Raw genomic sequence first — 19,887 nt, 5'->3', positions numbered from 1 at the left:
TTTAATTGGTTAAGCTGTCTTTTGTGTTAGATTTTACTGGGGCATTTACTTTTGAAGCAGTTACAGTGGTCTGCATTTGTTTATTATACTCGGATTCTGGCATAAAATCATTAAGTGTCACAGTACATAATAAAGGCTGGTTAGTCCCTATTTTGTTATTGTCTCCATGATAACCGTATCCCATGTGTGAGGTGAAAAGGAAGTGTACTTTTTCTTTTTTTCGCATTAATTTGATTCCGTCTCTCAATCCCATCATGATTTCCTGTTTATCTACTTTATAGATTTGAGGTTCTAATTCTTCCTGCGAATAAATAATCTTTCCGTCTAAGTCTTTTATTTCATAGTCAAAAAGCGCAATATCACCTTTTTTCGGATTAAGACTGTCGTTAAGGTTTCTGGTTTCATAATAATACCAGTATCCTTTTTTGGAAGCAATATATTGTTTAGTCGGATCTTTTTTAATTACAGCTTCAATCTGATCCTCTTCGTTTGCTATCATTTTTTTATTTCGGGCAATAGACTGCTTCATGAAACTTCCTGATGAATGCGAAATAGGTCTTCTTGCTTCCTGAGGCTGTTTGCAGCTCGATACCAAAATGGCAGAGAAAAAAACAATCAGTAATACTTTAAAATAATTCATGGGGCTATATTTTTAAATTTTGTATTAATTTTTCAAATCTGCTTATGGTTTCTTCCATTGAAACTTCTGATTTCCCTCCAGCAGCATTACTGTGTCCGCCTCCATGAAAATGATCTCTGGCAAATTGGTTCACATCAAAATCACCTTGAGAACGGAAAGATATTTTGATAATTCCTTCCTCTTTATTTTCTATAAAAATGGCTGTAAATACAATGCCTTTTATGCTTAAACCATAATTTACAATACCTTCAGTATCTCCTTTTATGTAATCAAAACTGTTTAATTCCTCTTGAGTCAGCGTAGTGTATGATGTTTTATGTTCCATCATGACTTTCATATTCTGAAGAGCACGTCCCAGCAGCTGCAGGCGGTTATAAGAGCTGTTGTCAAATAATAAAGCAGGAATGAGTGTGTTTTCTACCCCTAGGTCAATTAATTCGGCTACGATTCGATGCGTTGTTCCTGTTGTTTTTGGAAAGCGGAATGAACCAGAGTCTGTCAATATTCCTGTGTAAATGCAGGTTGCAATTGTTTTATCTAAGTCTTGTTTTTTATCCAGAAAAGAAATGAAATTATAAATCATTTCGCAGGTAGATCCAAAAGCTACATCCGAATAAGTATATGCTGCATAATTATCAGGTTTTTGATGATGATCAATCATGATAAAGGGAGCAGTCAGTTTTTCTAAAACCACTTCCATTTCACCAGTTCTGTGGAGTGCATTAAAATCTAAAGTAAAAATTATTTCAGTTTCTTCAAGTATTTTAGTGCAGTTCTCTTTGTCTTTCTCGTATATTTTTACCGTTTCAGAACCTGGCATCCAGCCTAGAAAATCGGGAAAATCATTTGGGGAAATAACTGTTGGAAAGTGATTGTTTTTTAGCAGAAAATGGTATAATGCCAATGTAGAACCCATAGCGTCTCCATCGGGACCTCTATGAGGAATTATAGCAATCTTTTTAGGAGCTGATAATAAAAGCTGTATCGCTTGTATGTCTTGTTTATTCATAGTCTGCGAAATTACATTTTTTAACCAAAAGTTGAAAACATTTAAGAAATTATAAAGAAATATTAGGTTACAGGTATTTCAGCCCTTTTTTTCTAATGTTTTGATACAAAATAGATTTAGGTCCTTTCACGATTTGGGATTTGTAAATTCCGACAGATCCCGAAAAAAAGTAAGCAGTAATGCAGGCAATTCCAATGTAAACACCGCAGTTAATTCCAAAAAGCTCCATTCCCATGACAGTACATGCAATAGGAGTGTGCGTTGCCCCCGAGAATACAGCTACAAATCCCATTCCGGCTAATAAAGCAATTGGCAAAGGAATCATAACTGATAATGCGCTTCCCAGTGCTGCACCAACAAAAAAAAGCGGGGTAACTTCGCCTCCTTTAAAACCAGCGCCTAGTGTAAAACCTGTAAAAAGTATTTTTAGAAGAAAATCATAAGGGGCATTCTGAATTGAAAACGTGTCCACAATCATGGGAACTCCCAGTCCAATATACTTTGTGGTTCCAATAAAATAAATTACAATAGCTAAAACAGTACCGCCGATAAAAGGCCTTAATGGCGGATATTTTATGTTTTTGGAAAATAATTTTCCCCAAAAATGTGTGCTTCTGGAAAAAAGTAAGGCAGCGAATCCAAATAAAATACTGGCAGTAACTACCCAAAATAAAGCTGTAAAATTAATATCAGGGATCACAGGAATACTGTAATGAGTATGTTTTATTTCCCAAAATTCAACAGTAAAATAAGCAATATAGGCGGTCAGAAAAGAAAGAATAATGCTTTTGAAATTAATCTTACTGAAAAAAACAATTTCTAAGGCAAATACCGCTCCCGCTAACGGTGTCCCAAAAACAGATGCAAAACCCGCACTGATTCCCAGAATGATTAAAGTTCTCCTTTCAGTATGATTCAGTTTGAAGATGGAGGTGCATACATCTGCAATTGCTCCTCCCATCTGTACTGCAGTGCCTTCTCTTCCTGCTGATCCTCCAAATAAATGAGTGATCAAAGTACCTAAAAGAACTAATGGCGCCATCAAAAAGGGTATCTGTTTTTCAGGCTTATTGTATTCTTCCAGAAGGAGATTGTTTCCTTTTGAAATTTTAGAATCTGATATGTAGTAGAGATACCCGATAAGTAAGCCTCCAAGAGGCAAGAGCCAAATAATCCAAGTATTTTCGATTCTGATTTGAGTAACAAATTCTAATGAGACTAAAAATAAAGCTGATGCTGTTCCAGAAAAAATGCCTATCAAACCACAAATGAAAATCCATTTGAGCATGATAAGCATTATTTGTTTTATTTTTTGAAAATTCATTAACTGCAATACTTTTTTGAAATAAATTTTTATGCTAAAGTATTACAAATTATAATGTTTTTCGAATTATTCTGATACAACAGCAGTAAATTCAATTTCAACCAAATATTCTGGAGCAACCAATTGGTTAATACCGTAAAATCCTGTAGTTGGTTTGATGTCTTTGAAGAAAGCAGCATGCGCAGTTGCAACGGCTTCAAAAGTAGAAACATCGGTTGTGAAAATTCGTGTACGGATCACATCTTTCATTCCTACATTAAGGTCTTCTAATACTTTTTCCACTCTTTCCAAGATGTTCAGAGTTTGTGCATGAGCGTCATCTGCTTTTACTTTTTCACCATCTACGATTGCAACAGTTCCTGATACTTCAATTATGTTTCCGATACGAACTGCTCGGCAATATCCCATTTTGTCTTCCCAAGGCGATCCAGTTAAGATGTTTTCTCTTTTCATTGTTAAGTTTTTTAAATTTGTTAATTGCTGTTTAATTCGGCTTTCAAATTAGCATTGAAATTCGATTAAAGTGCGAATTTATAAAAATTAGAATTAATATAGGAGCCACTTTTTGGAGAGCGGTCTTATTGTGATTGAATTGGACTTTTTATCACAAAATCGTTGAGATATTTTAATTTCTTCGGATTATATGATTTTAAAAACCTAAGCTGATATAATGTTCATTTATGCTTAATGAATCTTAATCTCTTATGTTTTAAAAAAAAAACTAAAACTGTGTAATTTAGCACGGCATTCCCTTTTAAAAGTTTCTGACACGAATTATACTAATTTGCACGAATTAAGATTGCTGTTTAATTACACAAAATATTCGAAACTGTAAAAGTTGTAAAATTTGATTTCAATTTTGATAAGAATTAGTGTTAATTGGTGAAATTCGTGTTTATCTTTTTTTAAATGCGAATGCCGTGGTAATTTAGATTTGTAATTCAGTTATTTAGAATTTCTTAACAAGCTTGTGAAAATAAATTATGTTAGTTTTGTGATTCTATAAATATTGTTTTTTTATTTTTGAAATATGTTTTAAGGCAAAAAACCTACTTTTTTAATACGATGAAGAAACTTTTTTTATTTATTTTTTTAATTGGTTTTATAACTTGTTCACAGGCTCAGATTGAGTTTAATAATAAGTTTAAAGGGATTCCTCCTGCAAATATGAAACCAAAAATTGAGAAAAAAGATATACCGCCTGTTGACCCAAACGTACCAGTGATAATTCCGCCTAATGTTTATAAAAGCCCAAATGCAATACAGTCACCTCCAAATCCTGTTGATGATTATAAAGTAAAAACTAAAACTGAAATGTCAATGATTCAAAAGGATGAGTTTATTAATCCTGGTGATGAAGTGAGAGACAGACTGAATAAAAAAACCGACCGCCAAGAGGGGTTGGTTTACAGACGTAATCAAAATTTGGGTACTTTTAAATCCACTGCTGATGCTGCCACAGTTATGTACAGGGATGCTCAATATGTTGATGGTGATTTAATCCGAGTGTGGCTGAATGGAGTAATCATACAGTCTCAGGTATATTTGGACAGCAATTTTAAGGGTTTTGAAATAACACTTAAAAAAGGATTCAATAAGATAGATTTTGAGGCATTAAATCAAGGGGATTCCGGACCCAATACAGCCGAATTCAAAGTTTATGATGATAAAAAACAGCTGATTTCGGCTAGTGAATGGAATTTAGGAACCGGTTTTAAAGCGACTATTATTATTGTAAAAGAATAGATTGAGGACTTTTAGTTAAAAAGGATTAGCTGTTACTTTAAAACTCAAATTAGCTTTTACATCTATATCCTGACCAAAAGAGTCTCTAGTTGTAATGTTGTTTCTTATTTTATAGCTGGAACCTTTGATGTATTTGTCTAGTTTTAGATTTTAACTGCTTTTTTTGAATTTATTTTATTCTTTGTTCCAAAACAAAGGAAAGTTTTGCTGGAAAAATAAATTGAAAAATTTTTCAAAATACAATTTTTCAATTTCGAATATATAAAGTATTTTTGCGCATGCAACACAACGTACTTATTTGTTTTTGTTATGTATTTGTAAATCAGTTATTTGATTTTTTAGTATTCTTATTTTTTGAAATATTTTGATAAAAAATTTTCCCACTTCTTTCCCACTTCTTATATTTGTTTATTATAAAAACTAGTATTGTATGAAGTCAAGTATTGTATTTTCAGAAAAAAAGAAGGGAGATGAAAAAGGATATCTTTTTATAACCTATGTCGAGAGGAGAGGAGAAATTGTAGAAAAAAAGAAAATTAGTTTAAATTATAGTTTAACTAGAGATCATTTTGAAGAATACTTTAATAAGAGTTTCAACCAATTTAGACCAAATAAGAAAATTGACTTTGAAGATATTAATATCAAGATCAAGATTAAATTGGAAGAAAATCCATTTGTAAAAAAGAAGGATAAAATATATAGCCAGTTTCTAGCTTATATGGAAACTAGAAAGAATCTTAAAAATAATTATTCTACTCAAAATACTTATGAAAGTAGTTCGAATATGTTTAAGAAATTTTTATTTTATAAGTATAAAGTAATAGATCTTGATTTTAAGGAGATAGATGATGACTTTATTCTAGAGATGGAGAACTATTTTAGTAACGAAGGATTGCAGTCTTCTACAATTAGATTTTATTTTAATAACTACTCTACGGTTTTTAATAATGCAATGAAAAACAATGTCTATGTTGGTAAGAATCCTTTTAATGAACACAAAGTTAAAGTTAGTGTAAAACCAAAAAAGATTTTAGATGATTTTGATATAATCAAGTTATTAGAAATAAAAAAAGGAGATCTGTACTTTATAGAAAGTAGAATGTTTTTATTTTCATTGTTTGCTAATGGGTTAAGATGTTCGGATATGATGCTAATGAAACACGAAAACATTAAGAAGGATTATATCGAATATTTTCAGATTAAAACTAAAATTCCAATGAAAGTGAATTATAGTGATAAAGTAATATTTATTTTAATGGATTTGTTTGATTTGTTAGGTGAACATAAAAGGATTGAAGCAGAATCGAAAATTCATAAACCGCGAATAATGCCTTATAGAATTGCAAGAAAAAGATTATTGACACAAGTAGGGAATAATAGAGTAGATGAAGATTATCAGTCTTATTACGGCTATGATATAAAACCAAACGATACAGAATCTAAAATCATAATTGATGAGTTAGTGAGAGTAGAAAAAAATATCAATTTACATTGTAAGGTTATTATTAATCGGCATATTAAAAAATTAGACCCAAAAGAATTATTGTTTAAGGATTATGTTAAGGCTGAATGTTTTAACGATTATAATAAAACTATATCAATGAATAAGTTGCAGTTTGATACCTACAAGAGTAAGTTTACCTCTTATAATGCAAAGTTAAAAAGAATGGCAAAACTTTATAAATTATCTATTGAAGATATAACTACACACGTTTCTCGTTTTACATTTACAAATGTTTTATTAGAAATTAGTGGAATTAATCTAAATGATATTAGAATTGCATTGGGACATACAAATTTAGCTACTACACAAAAATATATACAAACAGGATTTGATTTTAAAAAATCTGATCTAGTAAATAGTGAGATTAACTATAAGTTTAGGAGGAAGTAATTTGATGACTTTTTATATCATAGAAATATAAAATATTTGTGGAATTGAATGTTTAGGAGTGTATGAAATGAGAATTTAACTTTCTGTCAAATGAAAGGAAGTTATAATTTTTGTAATTCTTTTAATTTAAGAATTTTAGAACCTCATCAATTTTTTCAGAAACAAATCCAAGTTCTCCAACATATCCCCAGTTCGTTGTGTCCTGATTAAAATCTTTTTGGTGTTTTTTAAATTTTTCATTCAATAGAATTAAGTCGGTTTCTAACTTAATTATAAGTTCGTTGTATCTTTTTGAAGCTTTCATTTTATTTCTAATGTTTTTCTAATCTTAACAATTGTATTATTTGATAAATTGGTAATTGATGCCAGTTTTCTAATTGAATAGTTTTCGTCTTTTATTAGTTCTAAATGTGATTGATTGTATTTGGATAAAAATTGTTCAGTTGTTTCATTAGTATTCATTTGACGGCCTTTGTAAGTTCCTTTCGCTTTCGCTATTAAAATCCCTTCTCGTTGTCTTTCCAATAAAGAACTTCTTTCCATTTCAGCCACATTACTTAAAACATCGGTAATCATTTTGAATATAGAATTAGGTTTATTTTCAATCATAGAATATAAACCAATGTTTTCTACATATACATTAATGTTGAGATTGTTTAACGTGTTTAAGGTGGTTTGAATGTCATAAGCATTACGCCCTAATCTATCAATAGAATGAACGTGTAAAGTTTCCACTTTTTTGGATGATATATCGTTCAATAATTTAATTGCGCTTGGACGCTCGTTAAATGGAATAGAACCAGAACATTTATCAATATAAGTTTTGTGTGTAGTGTTTTCTTGTCTTAAAGTTGATTGCTCGGTTGTGCTAGTTCTAATATATTTTGCGATTTTCATTATTCTTTGCTTTTTGATTGAAACAAAGATAAGGAACCTCTTTAGTTGTACCTAATTTAGGTCAGTCATTTTTGATACGATATAAAGTCAATAAAATCGAATAAAGTTTCGTGTTAATGGTAACCTGATATAAGTATAGCTTAATTTTGATACAATTCTCGACTTTTGCTTTACTTTAGATTATAATGGGAATTTGAGCAAAATATGATACAAATAGACTTTTTTATTTTCTCTTAAATGTGATGATTTAAAAATTCGACTATTTGTGTGTTTTTTTAAAACTTCTTCACTATTTTCGATTTTAGCATATTTATAAACTAAATCGACATCAATAAACTTTTTATATTTTTCAGAGAAATCATAGAATTTTTCTTCTCCAACATTGAAATAGACTAAAACAAATTTTATAGACAAGCCTTTATAGTCATAATTAAATTCTAATTTATTGATATGTTTTGTTAGGTTCTTGGTATCAATGCAAATTAAATTAATGGCTTCTATGTAATATTCATTTAAATCTTTGTCGGTAATTATTCCGTCAACTGAACCTGGTTTTTTTCCTGTTGATGATGTTCCTTTTTGAGATTGATCGGAGACTGTATATTTTATTTTCAAAAGATCTAAAACTTGTTTTGTTCGTTTATTTTCATCTTTATCTTCTATATAAGTTTTATTTTCTTGCATACTATAACAAGCCAAAAGAACATCTTCTAAAATCATATCTTCTCGAACTTTATTAATCTCGTTTGGGATATTATTTATAATTTGAGGAAAAATTAATCTGAATTTATTTTTAGTTTCAGATAATAATAAGTTGTTGAAATATATCATATAACCACAAATATATTTTTGAATATTATTTGTGTCATTTTGAACTTTGAAATTTTCTAAAAAATTATTTGAATCTATGATTAGTCTTAAAACATCTTGCAAAGCAATTTTTGCTTTGATTTTATTACTATTGGATATTAATTTTTCAATTGAAATTTGACATTCTAAACAAAATTGTAAAATAACATTCTCAAAAAACGAATCAAACGCTTGAAAATCAAAATCATTCAAGAAATCTACATAATTAATTGTTGTGCAATAGTGAAACTCGCTTGAATAAAGTTCCTCCTCATTTTTATAGACTTCTTCTGTTAAGTATTCAACTTCATATTCGTCGATAGTATAATGAATGCCATTATTATCCTCAAAAAATCTATATTCTGATTTATTTTTATTTAATTCATATTCTGATTTTGTAACTTCTCTTGTGCCTAAATACTCTACACGACTAAAAGTTCTACTAATTTGTGTTTTTTCTAAATTTATAATACCACTTATATGCTCTTCAATTTCATCTCCAGTTTTCCCATATTTTCTTACGATTTCATCTAAATCAAATTTATTATTTACAATAAACTCTTTATGCTTTATTTTTTTAAGTGTTCTCATTAGTTTTTACATTGCTTCAATTTTAAATAGATGATTTTGCTTATTATTTAGAACAATTTAATAATTGATTACTTTGATAGTTTTCTAAAATTTCAGTTACATCATTTTCATCAATGTGCTTTAAAAAAAGGTTTCTGATTCTTATAAATGGATAGCGGTTTACTAAACCATCATTATCTTTTATATAGTTTACATACTTAGTTAATAAACTTAAATCAAATTCTTCAATTGATTTATTCCGTCCAATAGAATTCCAATCCCATTTATCTTCATATTTTTTTACTAGTTCAATAGACCATTTAATATTTCTGTTTAAGCTTAAAAGATTCCAATTTATGAATTCTTGATATTTTTCAATTTCAATTAATGACCAAGTGTAATGTTTACTAAAAAGTTCCCAATCAAGAATATCTTTTATGTGAAAAATTAAACTTGGATCATATTTTTCTTTTACTATAGCTTTAGAGTAGTGATAATCTACAAAATAATCACTCAGAGAAGATGAGATAGGAAGCCTTTCTTTTTGATTAAATTTTTTTGAAAAAAATAAAAAATCTTCCTTAAATTTATGCTTATATTTCTTATAAAAATCAATTGTCCACGGTAAAAAAGTATTCATTCCTAATATTTTCCAATCCCAATAATCATAATACAATTCAATAAATTCTTCTGACCACGGTAAATTGGGATTTAAGCTAAAAAACTCCCAATCAATTTTATTTTTATATTTTTCAATTAATTTAGATGTCCATTCTATAGAATTATTATAAGTTAGTAATCTTCCATCCCATCTGTTTTCGTATTTTTCTATCAATGAATGGCTATTTTTAAAATCTACATCTCTACTTAGATGAGACCAAACAAATTCATTATTTATTGAATTTAATAATTCTTCGTCAATTACAGTGTCAACATTATACAAAATATTAGTATAAGTTGCATCAGAATATTGTGTTTCGAATATTCTAATAAATGTTGAAATGCCATTTTTTCTTTCAATTTTAATGATTTCATCCCATGTCCACCTATGCTTGAAACTTATAATTAACTCGTCTGTTAATGTCAGATTTTTACTTTTACTGAAATCTTCCCAATTTATCTTTTCTTGAAAAAGTTCCAAATTTTCTTTTGTTAATGCTATGTTTTCCCAATGTACAACATTAATATTATCTTTAATTAATTCTGCAGGTAGTTCAAAATCAAAATATTCTAAGTTTTCAATATCAATTTTATGTTTAAATTTTTCATATAAATCAAATGTCAATTTTAAACGGGGTGAATCATTAAAGAATACATAATTAAAATTTAGATAGTCAATATACTTAACTAATAGTTCTTCATTCCATTCAATATTTGAATTTTCACTGATAGATTCCCAATCAATAAATTCAAAATATTTATCAATTGCTTTTTCATTCCAAACTACTTGATTATTTCCACATAACCTTCCCCAATTTAACCTGTCTTTAAATCTTGCTATTAGCTCTTCTGTTAATGGGAAATAACTACTAATAATTTTAACAACACCATAATTATTGTCAATAATTTCTATTAAAAATTTTTTAATCCTTTCTCTTTCAAAATAGCTTAATTTCCCACCTAAAAGTTTTTCCCCAATAGCAATTTGTTTTTCAATTTTAGCTAATGAATTATTTATTGATATTAAAGATTTGTTATTTTCTTCCATATTCTAAACAGTCGTTTCGTTTTTTAGTTCTTCAAGAATTTTATTAAATTCTTCTTTTGTATCCTGAAAATAATTATTCCAATTTTTAATATTACTAATCTTGTTGAATGCATCGGTATTTTTGATTGATAATAACATTTCTTCTAATTCATTACGTTTGCGAATTAAATTTTTTAGAATTATTTTAAGTTTATCTTTTTCGTTTATTGTTTCTCCTTGAGATTTGAAAATTCCCTTTTCTAAATCTTTTAAAATTTGATTTACTTTTTCGAGATCATTTTTATCGTAAGCATTTTTTAAATCAGTAAAAATTTTTGTTGCCAATTCTTTTTGTTCTTCCATTACTTTGTCAGGATGGCAAAGTTTAGTTGCTTTACGATAATTTTTCTTTAATTCATTTTGTTTTTCTTCGTCTAAAACTAAAGGTTTTGGTTCGTTTAACTTATCGTTATATGCCTTTGAAAAATCTTCATAGTCAAATTTAGCTTCTTCGTAGTTTTGTTGTTTTTGTTTGTCATCTTTAGATTCTTTAGCAATTCTATCTGCTACAATTTTTTTGTAATGAAGAATTTTGGTAATCAATCCTCCTAATTCTTCATTGTATTTTAATTCGAAACTTCTAATCTCTTTTTCTATATCTATTTTTTCATCAGACAAAGTAGAAATTTGATATTCAAGACTTCTAATTTCAAGCTGTAAAGCAGGGATTTCAGGATCATTGTAAATACTTATTTTTTTGAATTCCCTGGTGAAATTTTGAATCAAAACCACAGCTTGACTGAATTCTTTTTTTGAACAATGATTTAATATAGTGGCTAATGAATCAAGCTTTTTATCAGAATGGTTTTTAGGAATCAAGCTCTTTGTTTTATCGATTTGATAATTAATATCTTCTAAATCTTCAAGTTTAATAACATTTAATAAAGTTTCTAAACGAATAACAATTTTAATCCACTCTATCTCAGCATTTGGATTGTAATATTTATCTTTTATTTTATCAAATTCCTGATTGAAGTCTAAAATGAGGTTGTAATCTTCTTCAATTACTGTAATACTTTCGTGGTTTGTCTTTGCTTTTTGCGTCCAGTTATATGAGCCAAAAATTAAAATAGTATTGTCAATGATACAAAACTTATTATGCATTAATGGAGCATAAGCAGTGTCTTTTCCTATCCAAAATAGTTGTCCTCCATTATTGATTAATTCCCGATAATTTATATTACTGTCAAGATTAATTTCGTGATTTGCCATAAGCAATTCAACCCGAATCCCTTCTTTAGCTTTTTGGCAAAGAATATCAAATAATTTAGTGTCAGTAAACCAAGCAACAGCAATTCTAATACTTTTTTGGGATTCTTGTAAACGAATTTCAATTTGTTTATGGATTTTTTCGAAGTAGGCTTGTGATTTCATTCGGTTCTTTTGTTCTTTTCAAATATAGAAATTATTTATCTCCTAAATTGTGAATAGAGTTTTTTGATTTACGTTTTATTTTTTTTTATATAAGTAAAAAACAACAGTTTTATTTGGATTCAATGATCTTTATTAATTTTTTCCCAAAAGCTATCTATGATACTGATATAAACTTCATATCAATATATTGTTTCTCACTTTTGAAAAAGATTTAATATTAAAAAAGATTAAAACAAAATATCCATTTCACATATAATGATTGAACTAATAAATTATTATATGAAAGTTATCATACCTCAACAAGTTACTGATTGTATCTCCAAAATAGGAAATAGAACAGCACAAAAAAATGGATATAAAATTTATGCCGCTCTTACCATAATGTCAAAAAGACAAAATAAATACGGATATTTCCCTGTCCCATCTACTTACTTGGAAAAAGTAAATAAACGCTACAAACGAGCCCTAAATGCTTTAGAAGAAGCCTCCATAATAAAACCATTCACTAGAATTGAGCAACACCCTAAATTAATTTTTGAATCAGTAGAAAAGAGATATTATAATGTTTCAAAAGGAATCTGTATGAAGTATAAATTCCTAATTGATATTACGCAAGGAATTATTGAAGATGTAGATTTTAATAATAAAAGAAAATTTAGATGGTATTCAATAATAGAACACTCAATGAATGAATTGGGTTATGTTGGTAAAATATCAAGAGATACTTTTGGAAGAAGAGTCCATCATCCAGTAATCCCAATCTATAAAGAAGATTTAAAGAATAAAGGATTTGCTATGATTGACGCCAAATGTTCTCAGCCGAAGCTCCTTTTAAATATTATAAAAGAACAAGACATCGTAGATAAAAATTATGAAGATGCATTTGAAGTAGATTTTTACAATTATTTAGTTCAAAAATTAAATCTAAATAATAGACAGCAAGCAAAGGATTTGTTTATGTATTTCTTAAATTCAAGTGGTTATGTTCCAAATTATAAAATTCATATTTTATTTCCAATAGTATCAAAATTCATTAAAAGACTTAAAACAAAGAATTATAAAGATGCCGCCTCATATCTGCAAAGAGAAGAAGCTAAGATTTGGATTGATGATTTATTGGAAAATATTCCAACAGATTTTGCCCTTCCTATTCACGATTGTTTAATAGTTAGAGATATAGAAGTTTATAATATTCTTGCGTATTGTAAAATTAAATATCAGAATATTGATTTTGAGGTAAGTTTTTTATAACTTCCTCTCAAATTAAAAAGTAATTACTTGTCTTTTTTGCCTGTTGTTATTTTATTTACGAAAATGTTTTTAAATATTTATTTTTATGGTAGAAAAATTTAAAGAATGGGTAGAATATGGGTTTGTAGATTTTGATAGTTCACAAGATGAATTCAAAATTAAAATTGATATGAAAGCAAATGATGTAGTATTAGAAACTGATAAATTAAATCTATATCAGAAATTGTCAGAAGATTATAAAAGTTTACTAAAAAGAAATTCACTTTCAATTATATTTAAGCATATCCATTCAGAGTATAAGTTGGGTACTACTAGTCGCAAAAATTTTTATAAAGGATATGAAATTGGAATTAAAATATCAGGCTTTGGTAATAAATACAAAAATCATAATCAAGAATTTATAGAATCGGTTGATTATGCAATATTAAAAGTAAAAAAGTTCATTGAAAGTGATAAACCTTTTGAGAAATATACTTTTAGAATAGCAAAACTATACGATATTAAATATAAAGATTTCATAACTATTTATATATTTAACACTCAAGATGAATATGAATTTTTGCCGGTACAATCAAGATTAAAAATCTAAAGCTAAAATTTATTTTTCCTTTTTTTTAATTTCACTTACTACCTCGTTTAGTACAACTAAACTTAAATCATAATTATCTTTATTTAATTCGTACCCAACATACTTTCTTCCCAATAGTAATGCCGTTTTACCCGTTGTTGCTGATCCCGAAAATGGGTCTAAAACAATATCTCCAATATTAGAAGTAGTCAATATTGGAAGCAAAGGCAGGTACTCTGGCATCAATGCAGGATGATCTTTAGTTGGGTCGATTCTTTGTAATTCAACTTGACGATTAGCGGCATTTGGCCCCGTAATAACATCTCCTATTTGATGTTCTTCAATAAAATCTTTAAACTTTTGGACACCTCTAGCGAGAGTATATCCTGATTCAGTTCTTTCAGTTGAAGTTGTATTTCTTCCTGCTGGAGATTTAACGACTTTAATTTCTTCATCAGTTTTAATTGAAAACTCATGATATGTATAATTCTCAATATCTTTTACTAAATGAAAGATTTTCTCATAAGTCGGCTGTAATCTTTTGCTGTTTGGTAGAGGCATCGGATTGGTTTTTCTCCAAATAATTTCGTTTACAATATACCAACCTTCTTTATCACACATTTCTAAAAGTAATCGTGTTGGAATTAGGAGATTTTCACCTTTACTATATGTTTCACCAATATTTAAAAAGAATGAACCTTCTTTTTTCAAAACTCTTTTAACATCCTTAAAATGTTTGGCTAGATTTAAAACAAACTTTTGTGGTGTTGTTTCGTGCCCTAGCTCATTTTTATCCTCAGTACTATTTCCATAATTTCTTAAATTAAAATAAGGGGGGCTGGTGAATACAACTTGAACAGAATTACTTTTCACCTCATCCATTTTTTCAGATGATTTATTGTAAATAGCATAATCATCATTTGCAATAGGCTTTAAAGAACGTTTTTGTAATGTCTTTTGAACTTTTCTTTCATCTATGATAGATTTCATCATAGTATGAGCACGATTAGCTGTAATGTCTCCTTTTACAACTCTTTCGATAAGTCCAATGTTTTTATTTTCCTCTGTTTCTTTTTCAAATGCAACAACATCCATAATACGGCGCAAACTTGACGCAGATATGTCACCAATAACTTTGGCAGCTATTTCAAATCTATCCTTACCAACAGTTCCATAACTATTTGGAGTATCTCCAATTAAATCTTTTCTCTTTCCTTGATTTACCCCAAGAGTTCCTAAAATAGATTCTGCTTCTCTTATTATTTCACCGGTAGTTTTTTTTCTTTGTTGATTATGAAAAACAATTTTATCACCTTCATTTTTGGTTGTATCTGTTCGTATTACTTTTATATACTTTTTGCCAAGAAATAGTAATGCCCTATATCTTCTGTTTCCTGAAATGATAAAATTTTCTTGATTTATGACAATAGGTTCTAACTGCCCTACTGCTTCAATAGTTTTAGCTAGGACTTTTATATCTTTACTATTCTTTTTATAATCATAAATCAATAATGATGTCGGATGGGGTCTTATCTCTGAAAGTGCAATTTCAAAAACTTCTATTGTTTCCTCTTGCTCTTCTTCTTCAAAAAATTGGTTTTGCATTTAGTTTTGATTTAGTTATCAATAGATTAACTTTCTGTCAGATGAAAGGAAGTTAAACTCATAGAAATTCAAATTTAATTATAAGTAAGAGTTAGGCTCGAAGCTTTTAACTATTTATTTTCGAAGTCAAACATAAAAGACATTTCAACACCCAATCCTACAGACAAAGATTTTATAGTACAAATGGTAGGGTTAATAACACCTCTTTCAATTCGAGTAATTTGTGGCAATGAGACTTCTGCCATATTTGCTAACTGCTCTTGGGACATATTTCTCTCCTCCCTCATCTTTTTTAGATGTTGACCAAATTTAGTTAAATACTCTTTATCCTTAGTGTAAATCAATTGTAACGGATTATTAATACGTAAAATTCCTCTAATCATTTATGATTTTACTAATCATGTATGATTAGTTTGTGATTTTTGTATATTTTTACCGTAATAAAATCTGTATAAATTATTAATTCGATGGAGTCCAGAAACCATAAAAACGGAGCGTGTCCGAAAAGCTTAAGAGTAGGAAAAATTAATTAACTAAATGAAATGAAAAAAATCAATTTAATGCTAATCATGATTACAGGGGTATTACTAATTTCTTGTGGAGGAAAAAATTCGAATAGCGAATCAAAAGAAAAAACAGAGGAATTATCAACAAGTGTAATCAATGCTGATTGTCAATGTGCGGATTTAAATCTAGTAACCAAAAATGCAGATGGTACTAATAATTACAATTTAAAGGATATACGGAAAAACGGATCTAATGAATTATATACTGGAACTTGTATTGAAAAAGACCAGCATGATTCTATTGTTAAAAAGATTGAGATTAAAAACGGCTGGGTAAATAAAGAAATTATTAGAGAAAAATATGGTAATAATTACATTACTACAAGTGATTATACATACGAAAATTTAGAAAAATCTAATGGTTGGGAAATTACTCTTAGCGGTCTAACAGAAGAAGACAATAGTGTTAGTCTTACTTATATGACTAAATTTAAAGAAATTAAAAATAAAATTACATACAGTGAATGGAGTTTGGAATTGGATAATAAAGAAATTGTTGACAAACCAAATGGTGAAATGGGATATGGATATGGAGTTTATAATATTGTATTTTGTCCTAAAACTATAAATGGAGTATTTAAAGAAAACTGGAAGCCTAATTGTATGTCAAATGCTGATTATTCCGCTATCGATCCTAGATATAGTTCATGGGAAATGAAAAAACTATCTTTTGAACAATTTTCAAAAATAATGGATGGATTAAAAAAAGAAGTTCCTCATTTTAATTATTGGAAATAATTTATTAGAAACAATTAAATAGAGTCTAAAAACTTTCAAAACGAATAATTTTAAAAAAAATGAAAAATATATTTATAACAATTTTACTTTTAGTTTTTAATTGTGGTTTCTCTCAAATAAATGGTACTTATAAGAGCAAAGATGGCTTGTATAAACTTAAAATTACAAATTACTCAAAACATAATCAATCATTTAATTTTGTGTGGGAAGGGGTAAATCCTGATGATATGTGCAGTTGTGGTGGGAGCGGAGTTGGTAGAGAAGACAACGAAGAACCGAAAAAAGGAGAATTTTTTCTAACCGAAGAAGATCCACAAGGGGGATTTAACTATATTCTAAAGTTTAATTTTACACCTGATAATACAATAAAAGTAAAAGTCATGGGTAATATTGATATGTTATGGGGGTGTGGTAACGGTTGTCGTATAGGAAATGAAATTTTCAATAAAGTAGTTCCTAAAAAAACAATTCCTAAAAAGAAATAATGAAATAGTGTTACATTTGTAACAGAACAAAAAAATCTTGTCATTACGGCAAGATTTTTTGTTTTATTTATATTGTTTGATGGTATTTTTTTGAAGACAATATCAATTCAGTTTTTCAATTTTCACCTTTAATTCCTCAATTTGAATTTTCAATCGTAACTTTTCTCTTTTTTTTAAATCCTTTTCAATTAGTAATTTTTCTTTCTCGACTTTAATATTGGCCTGGCATTTTTTAATTTTATTCCAGTCTATCATTTGACTTATTTAATTTTTCAATAAGAATGATTTCCATTAATTTAAACAATGTTGTTTCGGGATATAAATACAAATTTTTATATTTAATAATTTCGGTTTGTTGTCTTTTTAATTCCCTTTGAACTTTGGAACGTGGAACTCTCAGGATTTGTTTGATAGTTTCTATGTCGTATAGTATTTTATCGTCTTTTATAAACTTTATCATTCTTCAATCTCCAATAATTTTTTTCCAATTTTTGATATTCTTTTAAAAGGTCATCAACGTTTTCGTCTTCATCTTGTTTGTCCTCGTCTTGCTCCTCAACTTCATCATTATAGTTTAAAATGTCGTCAATGTTGTCAGTTACTTTTTTATTTGATTTGTTTGTTGCTTGTGTTTCTTCTTCCGGTAGTTCTTGATTTTCTTTATTGTATTTTTCAACAATAAACTTAACAAAGTTGGTGTGTAGGTGTGTTTTCTTTTTCATATTATAATTTCTTTTTTCTTAGAATTAAAACAAATCGATTCAATCCATATATTATATATACAAGAATTGGAAAGTGTTTTTTTAAATATGGATTTTTTAAAGGGGTAGTTCGATAGATCTGCCTTAATGTATTAGCATGTATATACATTACTTAGGTGTTGATTCAATATTTTAAAACGATTGACTTTAACTAGTCTTCTGTTCTTTTTTACTACCTTTGCAACGTTAAAAATAAAAAAAGTCGATAATAAAGTTTCCCACTTTTTGTCCCACTTTTGAACAATATGATTTTAAGTATCTAAAAATTAATAAATTACAAATAACTATACTTTTGCGCATGCAACACAACGTACTTATTTTAGATTTCGGATCGCAATACACTCAGCTTATTGCGCGTAGAGTTCGCGAATTAAATATATTCTGCGAAATTTTTCCTTACAATCATTTTCCGAGTGATTTATCAAGTTATAAAGCCGTAATTCTTGGAGGAAGCCCTTTTTCTGTTAGAGGAGAAGATGCACCGCATCCAGATTTATCACAAATCAGAGGTAAACTTCCTATGCTTGCCGTTTGTTACGGAGCGCAATATCTAGCCCATTTCAGCGGCGGAGAAGTTGCAGCATCCAACACAAGAGAATACGGAAGAGCGAATTTATCCTATATTAAAGAAAATGAAACTTTCTTTGACGGCGTTTCTGAAAACAGCCAGGTTTGGATGAGCCACAGTGATAGTATTAAAGCCCTGCCGGTAAATGGAGTAAAATTAGCAAGTACACATGATGTGGAATATGCTGCTTACAAAATAGAAGGAGAAACTACTTATGCGATTCAATACCATCCTGAAGTTTTTCACTCTAGAGATGGTTCAAAGATGTTAGAGAATTTCTTGGTAAAAATTGCTGAGGTTCCTCAAAATTTCACTCCAAATGCTTTCGTTGAAGAAATCGTTGCGGAGATGAAAGAGAAAATCGGAAACGACAAAGTTGTTTTAGGTCTTTCAGGAGGAGTAGATTCAACAGTAGCTGCTGTTTTATTGAATAAAGCAATTGGCAAAAACCTGTATTGTATATTCGTAAATAACGGACTGCTTCGTAAAAATGAATTCCAAAGTGTTTTGAATCAATACGAAGGAATGGGATTGAACGTAAAAGGAGTAGATGCTTCACAGCGTTTTTATGATGCTTTAGCAGGAGTTACAGATCCTGAATTAAAAAGAAAAGCAATTGGTAATGCATTTATTGAAGTATTCGATGATGAGTCACACAAAATTGAAGATGTAACTTGGTTAGCCCAAGGAACAATATATCCTGATGTTATCGAATCTGTTTCGGTAAAAGGACCATCGGCAACAATCAAATCGCATCATAATGTGGGCGGTCTGCCGGATTATATGAAACTGAAAATTGTTGAACCTTTGCGTATGCTTTTTAAAGACGAAGTGCGCAGAGTGGGAGCAACTTTAGGAATTGATCCAGAATTATTAGGAAGACATCCTTTCCCGGGACCAGGATTGTCTATTCGTATTTTAGGAGATATCACATTAGAAAAAGTACAGATTTTACAAGATGTAGATAAAGTGTTTATCGACGGATTAAAATCTTGGGGACTGTATGATAAAGTTTGGCAGGCAGGAGCGATTTTGCTTCCTGTAAACAGTGTTGGAGTAATGGGCGATGAACGTACTTACGAAAAAGTGGTAGCACTTCGCGCAGTAGAATCTACAGACGGAATGACTGCAGACTGGGTACATTTACCTTATGAATTCTTAATGAAAGTGTCAAATGACATTATAAATAAAGTAAAAGGTGTGAATCGTGTCGTTTATGATATTAGTTCAAAACCGCCTGCAACAATTGAGTGGGAATAGTAATTTTTTTAACATTAAGTCGTTACATTTGTAAC

Annotated in this window: 19 protein-coding genes; 7 read left to right on the top strand and 12 right to left on the bottom strand. The window is 28.9% G+C overall.

Annotation, left to right across the window (positions count from 1 at the left end; all coding sequences use genetic code 11):
• Position 1: 1 nt before the first annotated feature.
• From gldI to OZP07_RS15180, 4 genes are all read right to left on the bottom strand, one after another.
• Positions 2-640 carry a gliding motility-associated peptidyl-prolyl isomerase GldI gene (gldI, locus tag OZP07_RS15195; RefSeq protein ID WP_281635763.1) on the bottom strand — a complete coding sequence of 213 codons (639 nt, stop codon included), beginning with the start codon at positions 638-640 and terminating at the stop codon, positions 2-4.
• 4 nt (positions 641-644) lie between these two features.
• Positions 645-1,649, bottom strand: coding sequence for a DHH family phosphoesterase (locus OZP07_RS15190; protein WP_281635762.1), 1,005 nt, complete (start codon positions 1,647-1,649; stop codon positions 645-647).
• Positions 1,650-1,716: 67 nt separating this feature from the next.
• The gene (locus OZP07_RS15185; RefSeq protein WP_281635761.1) at positions 1,717-2,973 is read right to left on the bottom strand and encodes a chloride channel protein; all 1,257 of its coding nucleotides are present in this window, start codon (positions 2,971-2,973) and stop codon (positions 1,717-1,719) included.
• 66 nt (positions 2,974-3,039) lie between these two features.
• Entirely contained in the window at positions 3,040-3,426 is a 387-nt protein-coding gene (locus tag OZP07_RS15180; RefSeq protein WP_115809958.1) for a RidA family protein, read from the bottom strand.
• A gap of 612 nt (positions 3,427-4,038) precedes the next feature.
• Here OZP07_RS15180 and OZP07_RS15175 point away from each other — a divergent pair.
• The gene (locus OZP07_RS15175) at positions 4,039-4,719 is read left to right on the top strand and encodes a PH domain-containing protein (RefSeq protein ID WP_281635760.1); all 681 of its coding nucleotides are present in this window, start codon (positions 4,039-4,041) and stop codon (positions 4,717-4,719) included.
• A 430-nt stretch (positions 4,720-5,149) separates the two neighbouring features.
• Positions 5,150-6,613 carry a phage integrase SAM-like domain-containing protein gene (locus OZP07_RS15170; RefSeq protein ID WP_281635759.1) on the top strand — a complete coding sequence of 488 codons (1,464 nt, stop codon included), beginning with the start codon at positions 5,150-5,152 and terminating at the stop codon, positions 6,611-6,613.
• 121 nt (positions 6,614-6,734) lie between these two features.
• Here OZP07_RS15170 and OZP07_RS15165 read toward each other — a convergent pair whose 3' ends face one another.
• The 5 genes from OZP07_RS15165 to OZP07_RS15145 form a co-directional block, all read right to left on the bottom strand.
• On the bottom strand, positions 6,735-6,917 hold the full coding sequence (locus tag OZP07_RS15165; RefSeq protein WP_281635758.1) for a hypothetical protein: 183 nt from the start codon (positions 6,915-6,917) through the stop codon (positions 6,735-6,737).
• A complete protein-coding gene (locus OZP07_RS15160; RefSeq protein ID WP_281635757.1) occupies positions 6,914-7,510 on the bottom strand; it encodes a recombinase family protein in 597 nt (198 codons plus the stop codon). The genes OZP07_RS15165 and OZP07_RS15160 overlap by 4 nt, the downstream gene beginning before the upstream one ends.
• A 180-nt stretch (positions 7,511-7,690) precedes the next feature.
• Entirely contained in the window at positions 7,691-8,950 is a 1,260-nt protein-coding gene (locus OZP07_RS15155) for a hypothetical protein (RefSeq protein WP_281635756.1), read from the bottom strand.
• A gap of 43 nt (positions 8,951-8,993) precedes the next feature.
• Positions 8,994-10,637 carry a hypothetical protein gene (locus OZP07_RS15150; RefSeq protein WP_281635755.1) on the bottom strand — a complete coding sequence of 548 codons (1,644 nt, stop codon included), beginning with the start codon at positions 10,635-10,637 and terminating at the stop codon, positions 8,994-8,996.
• A 3-nt stretch (positions 10,638-10,640) separates the two neighbouring features.
• Entirely contained in the window at positions 10,641-12,050 is a 1,410-nt protein-coding gene (locus tag OZP07_RS15145; protein ID WP_281635754.1) for a phospholipase D-like domain-containing protein, read from the bottom strand.
• Between the two features lie 279 nt (positions 12,051-12,329).
• Between OZP07_RS15145 and OZP07_RS15140 the strand changes: the two genes are divergently transcribed.
• Positions 12,330-13,301, top strand: coding sequence for a hypothetical protein (locus OZP07_RS15140; RefSeq protein ID WP_281635753.1), 972 nt, complete (start codon positions 12,330-12,332; stop codon positions 13,299-13,301).
• A gap of 85 nt (positions 13,302-13,386) precedes the next feature.
• On the top strand, positions 13,387-13,890 hold the full coding sequence (locus OZP07_RS15135; RefSeq protein WP_281635752.1) for a hypothetical protein: 504 nt from the start codon (positions 13,387-13,389) through the stop codon (positions 13,888-13,890).
• Positions 13,891-13,899: 9 nt separating this feature from the next.
• On the opposite strand, the gene OZP07_RS15130 is transcribed toward OZP07_RS15135, so the two are convergent.
• Together OZP07_RS15130 and OZP07_RS15125 are read right to left on the bottom strand one after the other, a co-directional pair.
• Positions 13,900-15,474, bottom strand: a complete 1,575-nt coding sequence (locus OZP07_RS15130) for a DNA methyltransferase (protein WP_281635751.1) — start codon at positions 15,472-15,474, stop codon at positions 13,900-13,902.
• Between the two features lie 110 nt (positions 15,475-15,584).
• A complete protein-coding gene (locus OZP07_RS15125; RefSeq protein ID WP_281635750.1) occupies positions 15,585-15,857 on the bottom strand; it encodes a helix-turn-helix domain-containing protein in 273 nt (90 codons plus the stop codon).
• A 159-nt stretch (positions 15,858-16,016) separates the two neighbouring features.
• On the opposite strand from OZP07_RS15125, the gene OZP07_RS15120 reads away from it, so the two are divergent.
• Positions 16,017-16,778 carry a hypothetical protein gene (locus OZP07_RS15120; protein WP_281635749.1) on the top strand — a complete coding sequence of 254 codons (762 nt, stop codon included), beginning with the start codon at positions 16,017-16,019 and terminating at the stop codon, positions 16,776-16,778.
• Between the two features lie 59 nt (positions 16,779-16,837).
• Positions 16,838-17,263 carry a hypothetical protein gene (locus OZP07_RS15115; protein WP_281635748.1) on the top strand — a complete coding sequence of 142 codons (426 nt, stop codon included), beginning with the start codon at positions 16,838-16,840 and terminating at the stop codon, positions 17,261-17,263.
• Between the two features lie 434 nt (positions 17,264-17,697).
• Here the strand turns inward: OZP07_RS15115 and OZP07_RS15110 are convergent, their stop codons facing one another.
• Complete coding sequence (locus OZP07_RS15110; RefSeq protein WP_281635747.1) at positions 17,698-17,985, bottom strand: hypothetical protein; 288 nt, start codon at positions 17,983-17,985, stop codon at positions 17,698-17,700.
• Positions 17,986-18,322: 337 nt separating this feature from the next.
• On the opposite strand from OZP07_RS15110, the gene guaA reads away from it, so the two are divergent.
• A complete protein-coding gene (gene guaA, locus OZP07_RS15105) occupies positions 18,323-19,852 on the top strand; it encodes a glutamine-hydrolyzing GMP synthase (protein ID WP_281635746.1) in 1,530 nt (509 codons plus the stop codon).
• Positions 19,853-19,887: the final 35 nt, after the last annotated feature.

Origin of the sequence: Flavobacterium marginilacus, from assembly GCF_026870155.1 — a bacterium.
Lineage (GTDB): Bacteria > Bacteroidota > Bacteroidia > Flavobacteriales > Flavobacteriaceae > Flavobacterium > Flavobacterium marginilacus.
This window is presented reverse-complemented; position numbering and strand designations above follow the sequence as displayed.

Bases quoted from the DNA above. Each gene is read 5' to 3' on its own strand.
- OZP07_RS15180 (WP_115809958.1), bottom strand. From the start codon at position 3,426: ATGAAAAGAGAAAACATCTTAACTGGATCGCCTTGGGAAGACAAAATG.
- OZP07_RS15135 (WP_281635752.1), top strand. From the start codon at position 13,387: ATGGTAGAAAAATTTAAAGAATGGGTAGAATATGGGTTTGTAGATTTT.
- OZP07_RS15140 (WP_281635753.1), top strand. From the start codon at position 12,330: ATGAAAGTTATCATACCTCAACAAGTTACTGATTGTATCTCCAAAATA.
- OZP07_RS15155 (WP_281635756.1), bottom strand. From the start codon at position 8,950: ATGAGAACACTTAAAAAAATAAAGCATAAAGAGTTTATTGTAAATAAT.
- OZP07_RS15185 (WP_281635761.1), bottom strand. From the start codon at position 2,973: ATGAATTTTCAAAAAATAAAACAAATAATGCTTATCATGCTCAAATGG.
- OZP07_RS15125 (WP_281635750.1), bottom strand. From the start codon at position 15,857: ATGATTAGAGGAATTTTACGTATTAATAATCCGTTACAATTGATTTAC.
- OZP07_RS15115 (WP_281635748.1), top strand. From the start codon at position 16,838: ATGAAAAATATATTTATAACAATTTTACTTTTAGTTTTTAATTGTGGT.
- OZP07_RS15145 (WP_281635754.1), bottom strand. From the start codon at position 12,050: ATGAAATCACAAGCCTACTTCGAAAAAATCCATAAACAAATTGAAATT.
- OZP07_RS15175 (WP_281635760.1), top strand. From the start codon at position 4,039: ATGAAGAAACTTTTTTTATTTATTTTTTTAATTGGTTTTATAACTTGT.
- OZP07_RS15120 (WP_281635749.1), top strand. From the start codon at position 16,017: ATGAAAAAAATCAATTTAATGCTAATCATGATTACAGGGGTATTACTA.
- OZP07_RS15110 (WP_281635747.1), bottom strand. From the start codon at position 17,985: ATGAAAAAGAAAACACACCTACACACCAACTTTGTTAAGTTTATTGTT.
- OZP07_RS15170 (WP_281635759.1), top strand. From the start codon at position 5,150: ATGAAGTCAAGTATTGTATTTTCAGAAAAAAAGAAGGGAGATGAAAAA.
- guaA (WP_281635746.1), top strand. From the start codon at position 18,323: ATGCAACACAACGTACTTATTTTAGATTTCGGATCGCAATACACTCAG.
- OZP07_RS15160 (WP_281635757.1), bottom strand. From the start codon at position 7,510: ATGAAAATCGCAAAATATATTAGAACTAGCACAACCGAGCAATCAACT.
- OZP07_RS15190 (WP_281635762.1), bottom strand. From the start codon at position 1,649: ATGAATAAACAAGACATACAAGCGATACAGCTTTTATTATCAGCTCCT.
- OZP07_RS15165 (WP_281635758.1), bottom strand. From the start codon at position 6,917: ATGAAAGCTTCAAAAAGATACAACGAACTTATAATTAAGTTAGAAACC.
- gldI (WP_281635763.1), bottom strand. From the start codon at position 640: ATGAATTATTTTAAAGTATTACTGATTGTTTTTTTCTCTGCCATTTTG.
- OZP07_RS15130 (WP_281635751.1), bottom strand. From the start codon at position 15,474: ATGCAAAACCAATTTTTTGAAGAAGAAGAGCAAGAGGAAACAATAGAA.
- OZP07_RS15150 (WP_281635755.1), bottom strand. From the start codon at position 10,637: ATGGAAGAAAATAACAAATCTTTAATATCAATAAATAATTCATTAGCT.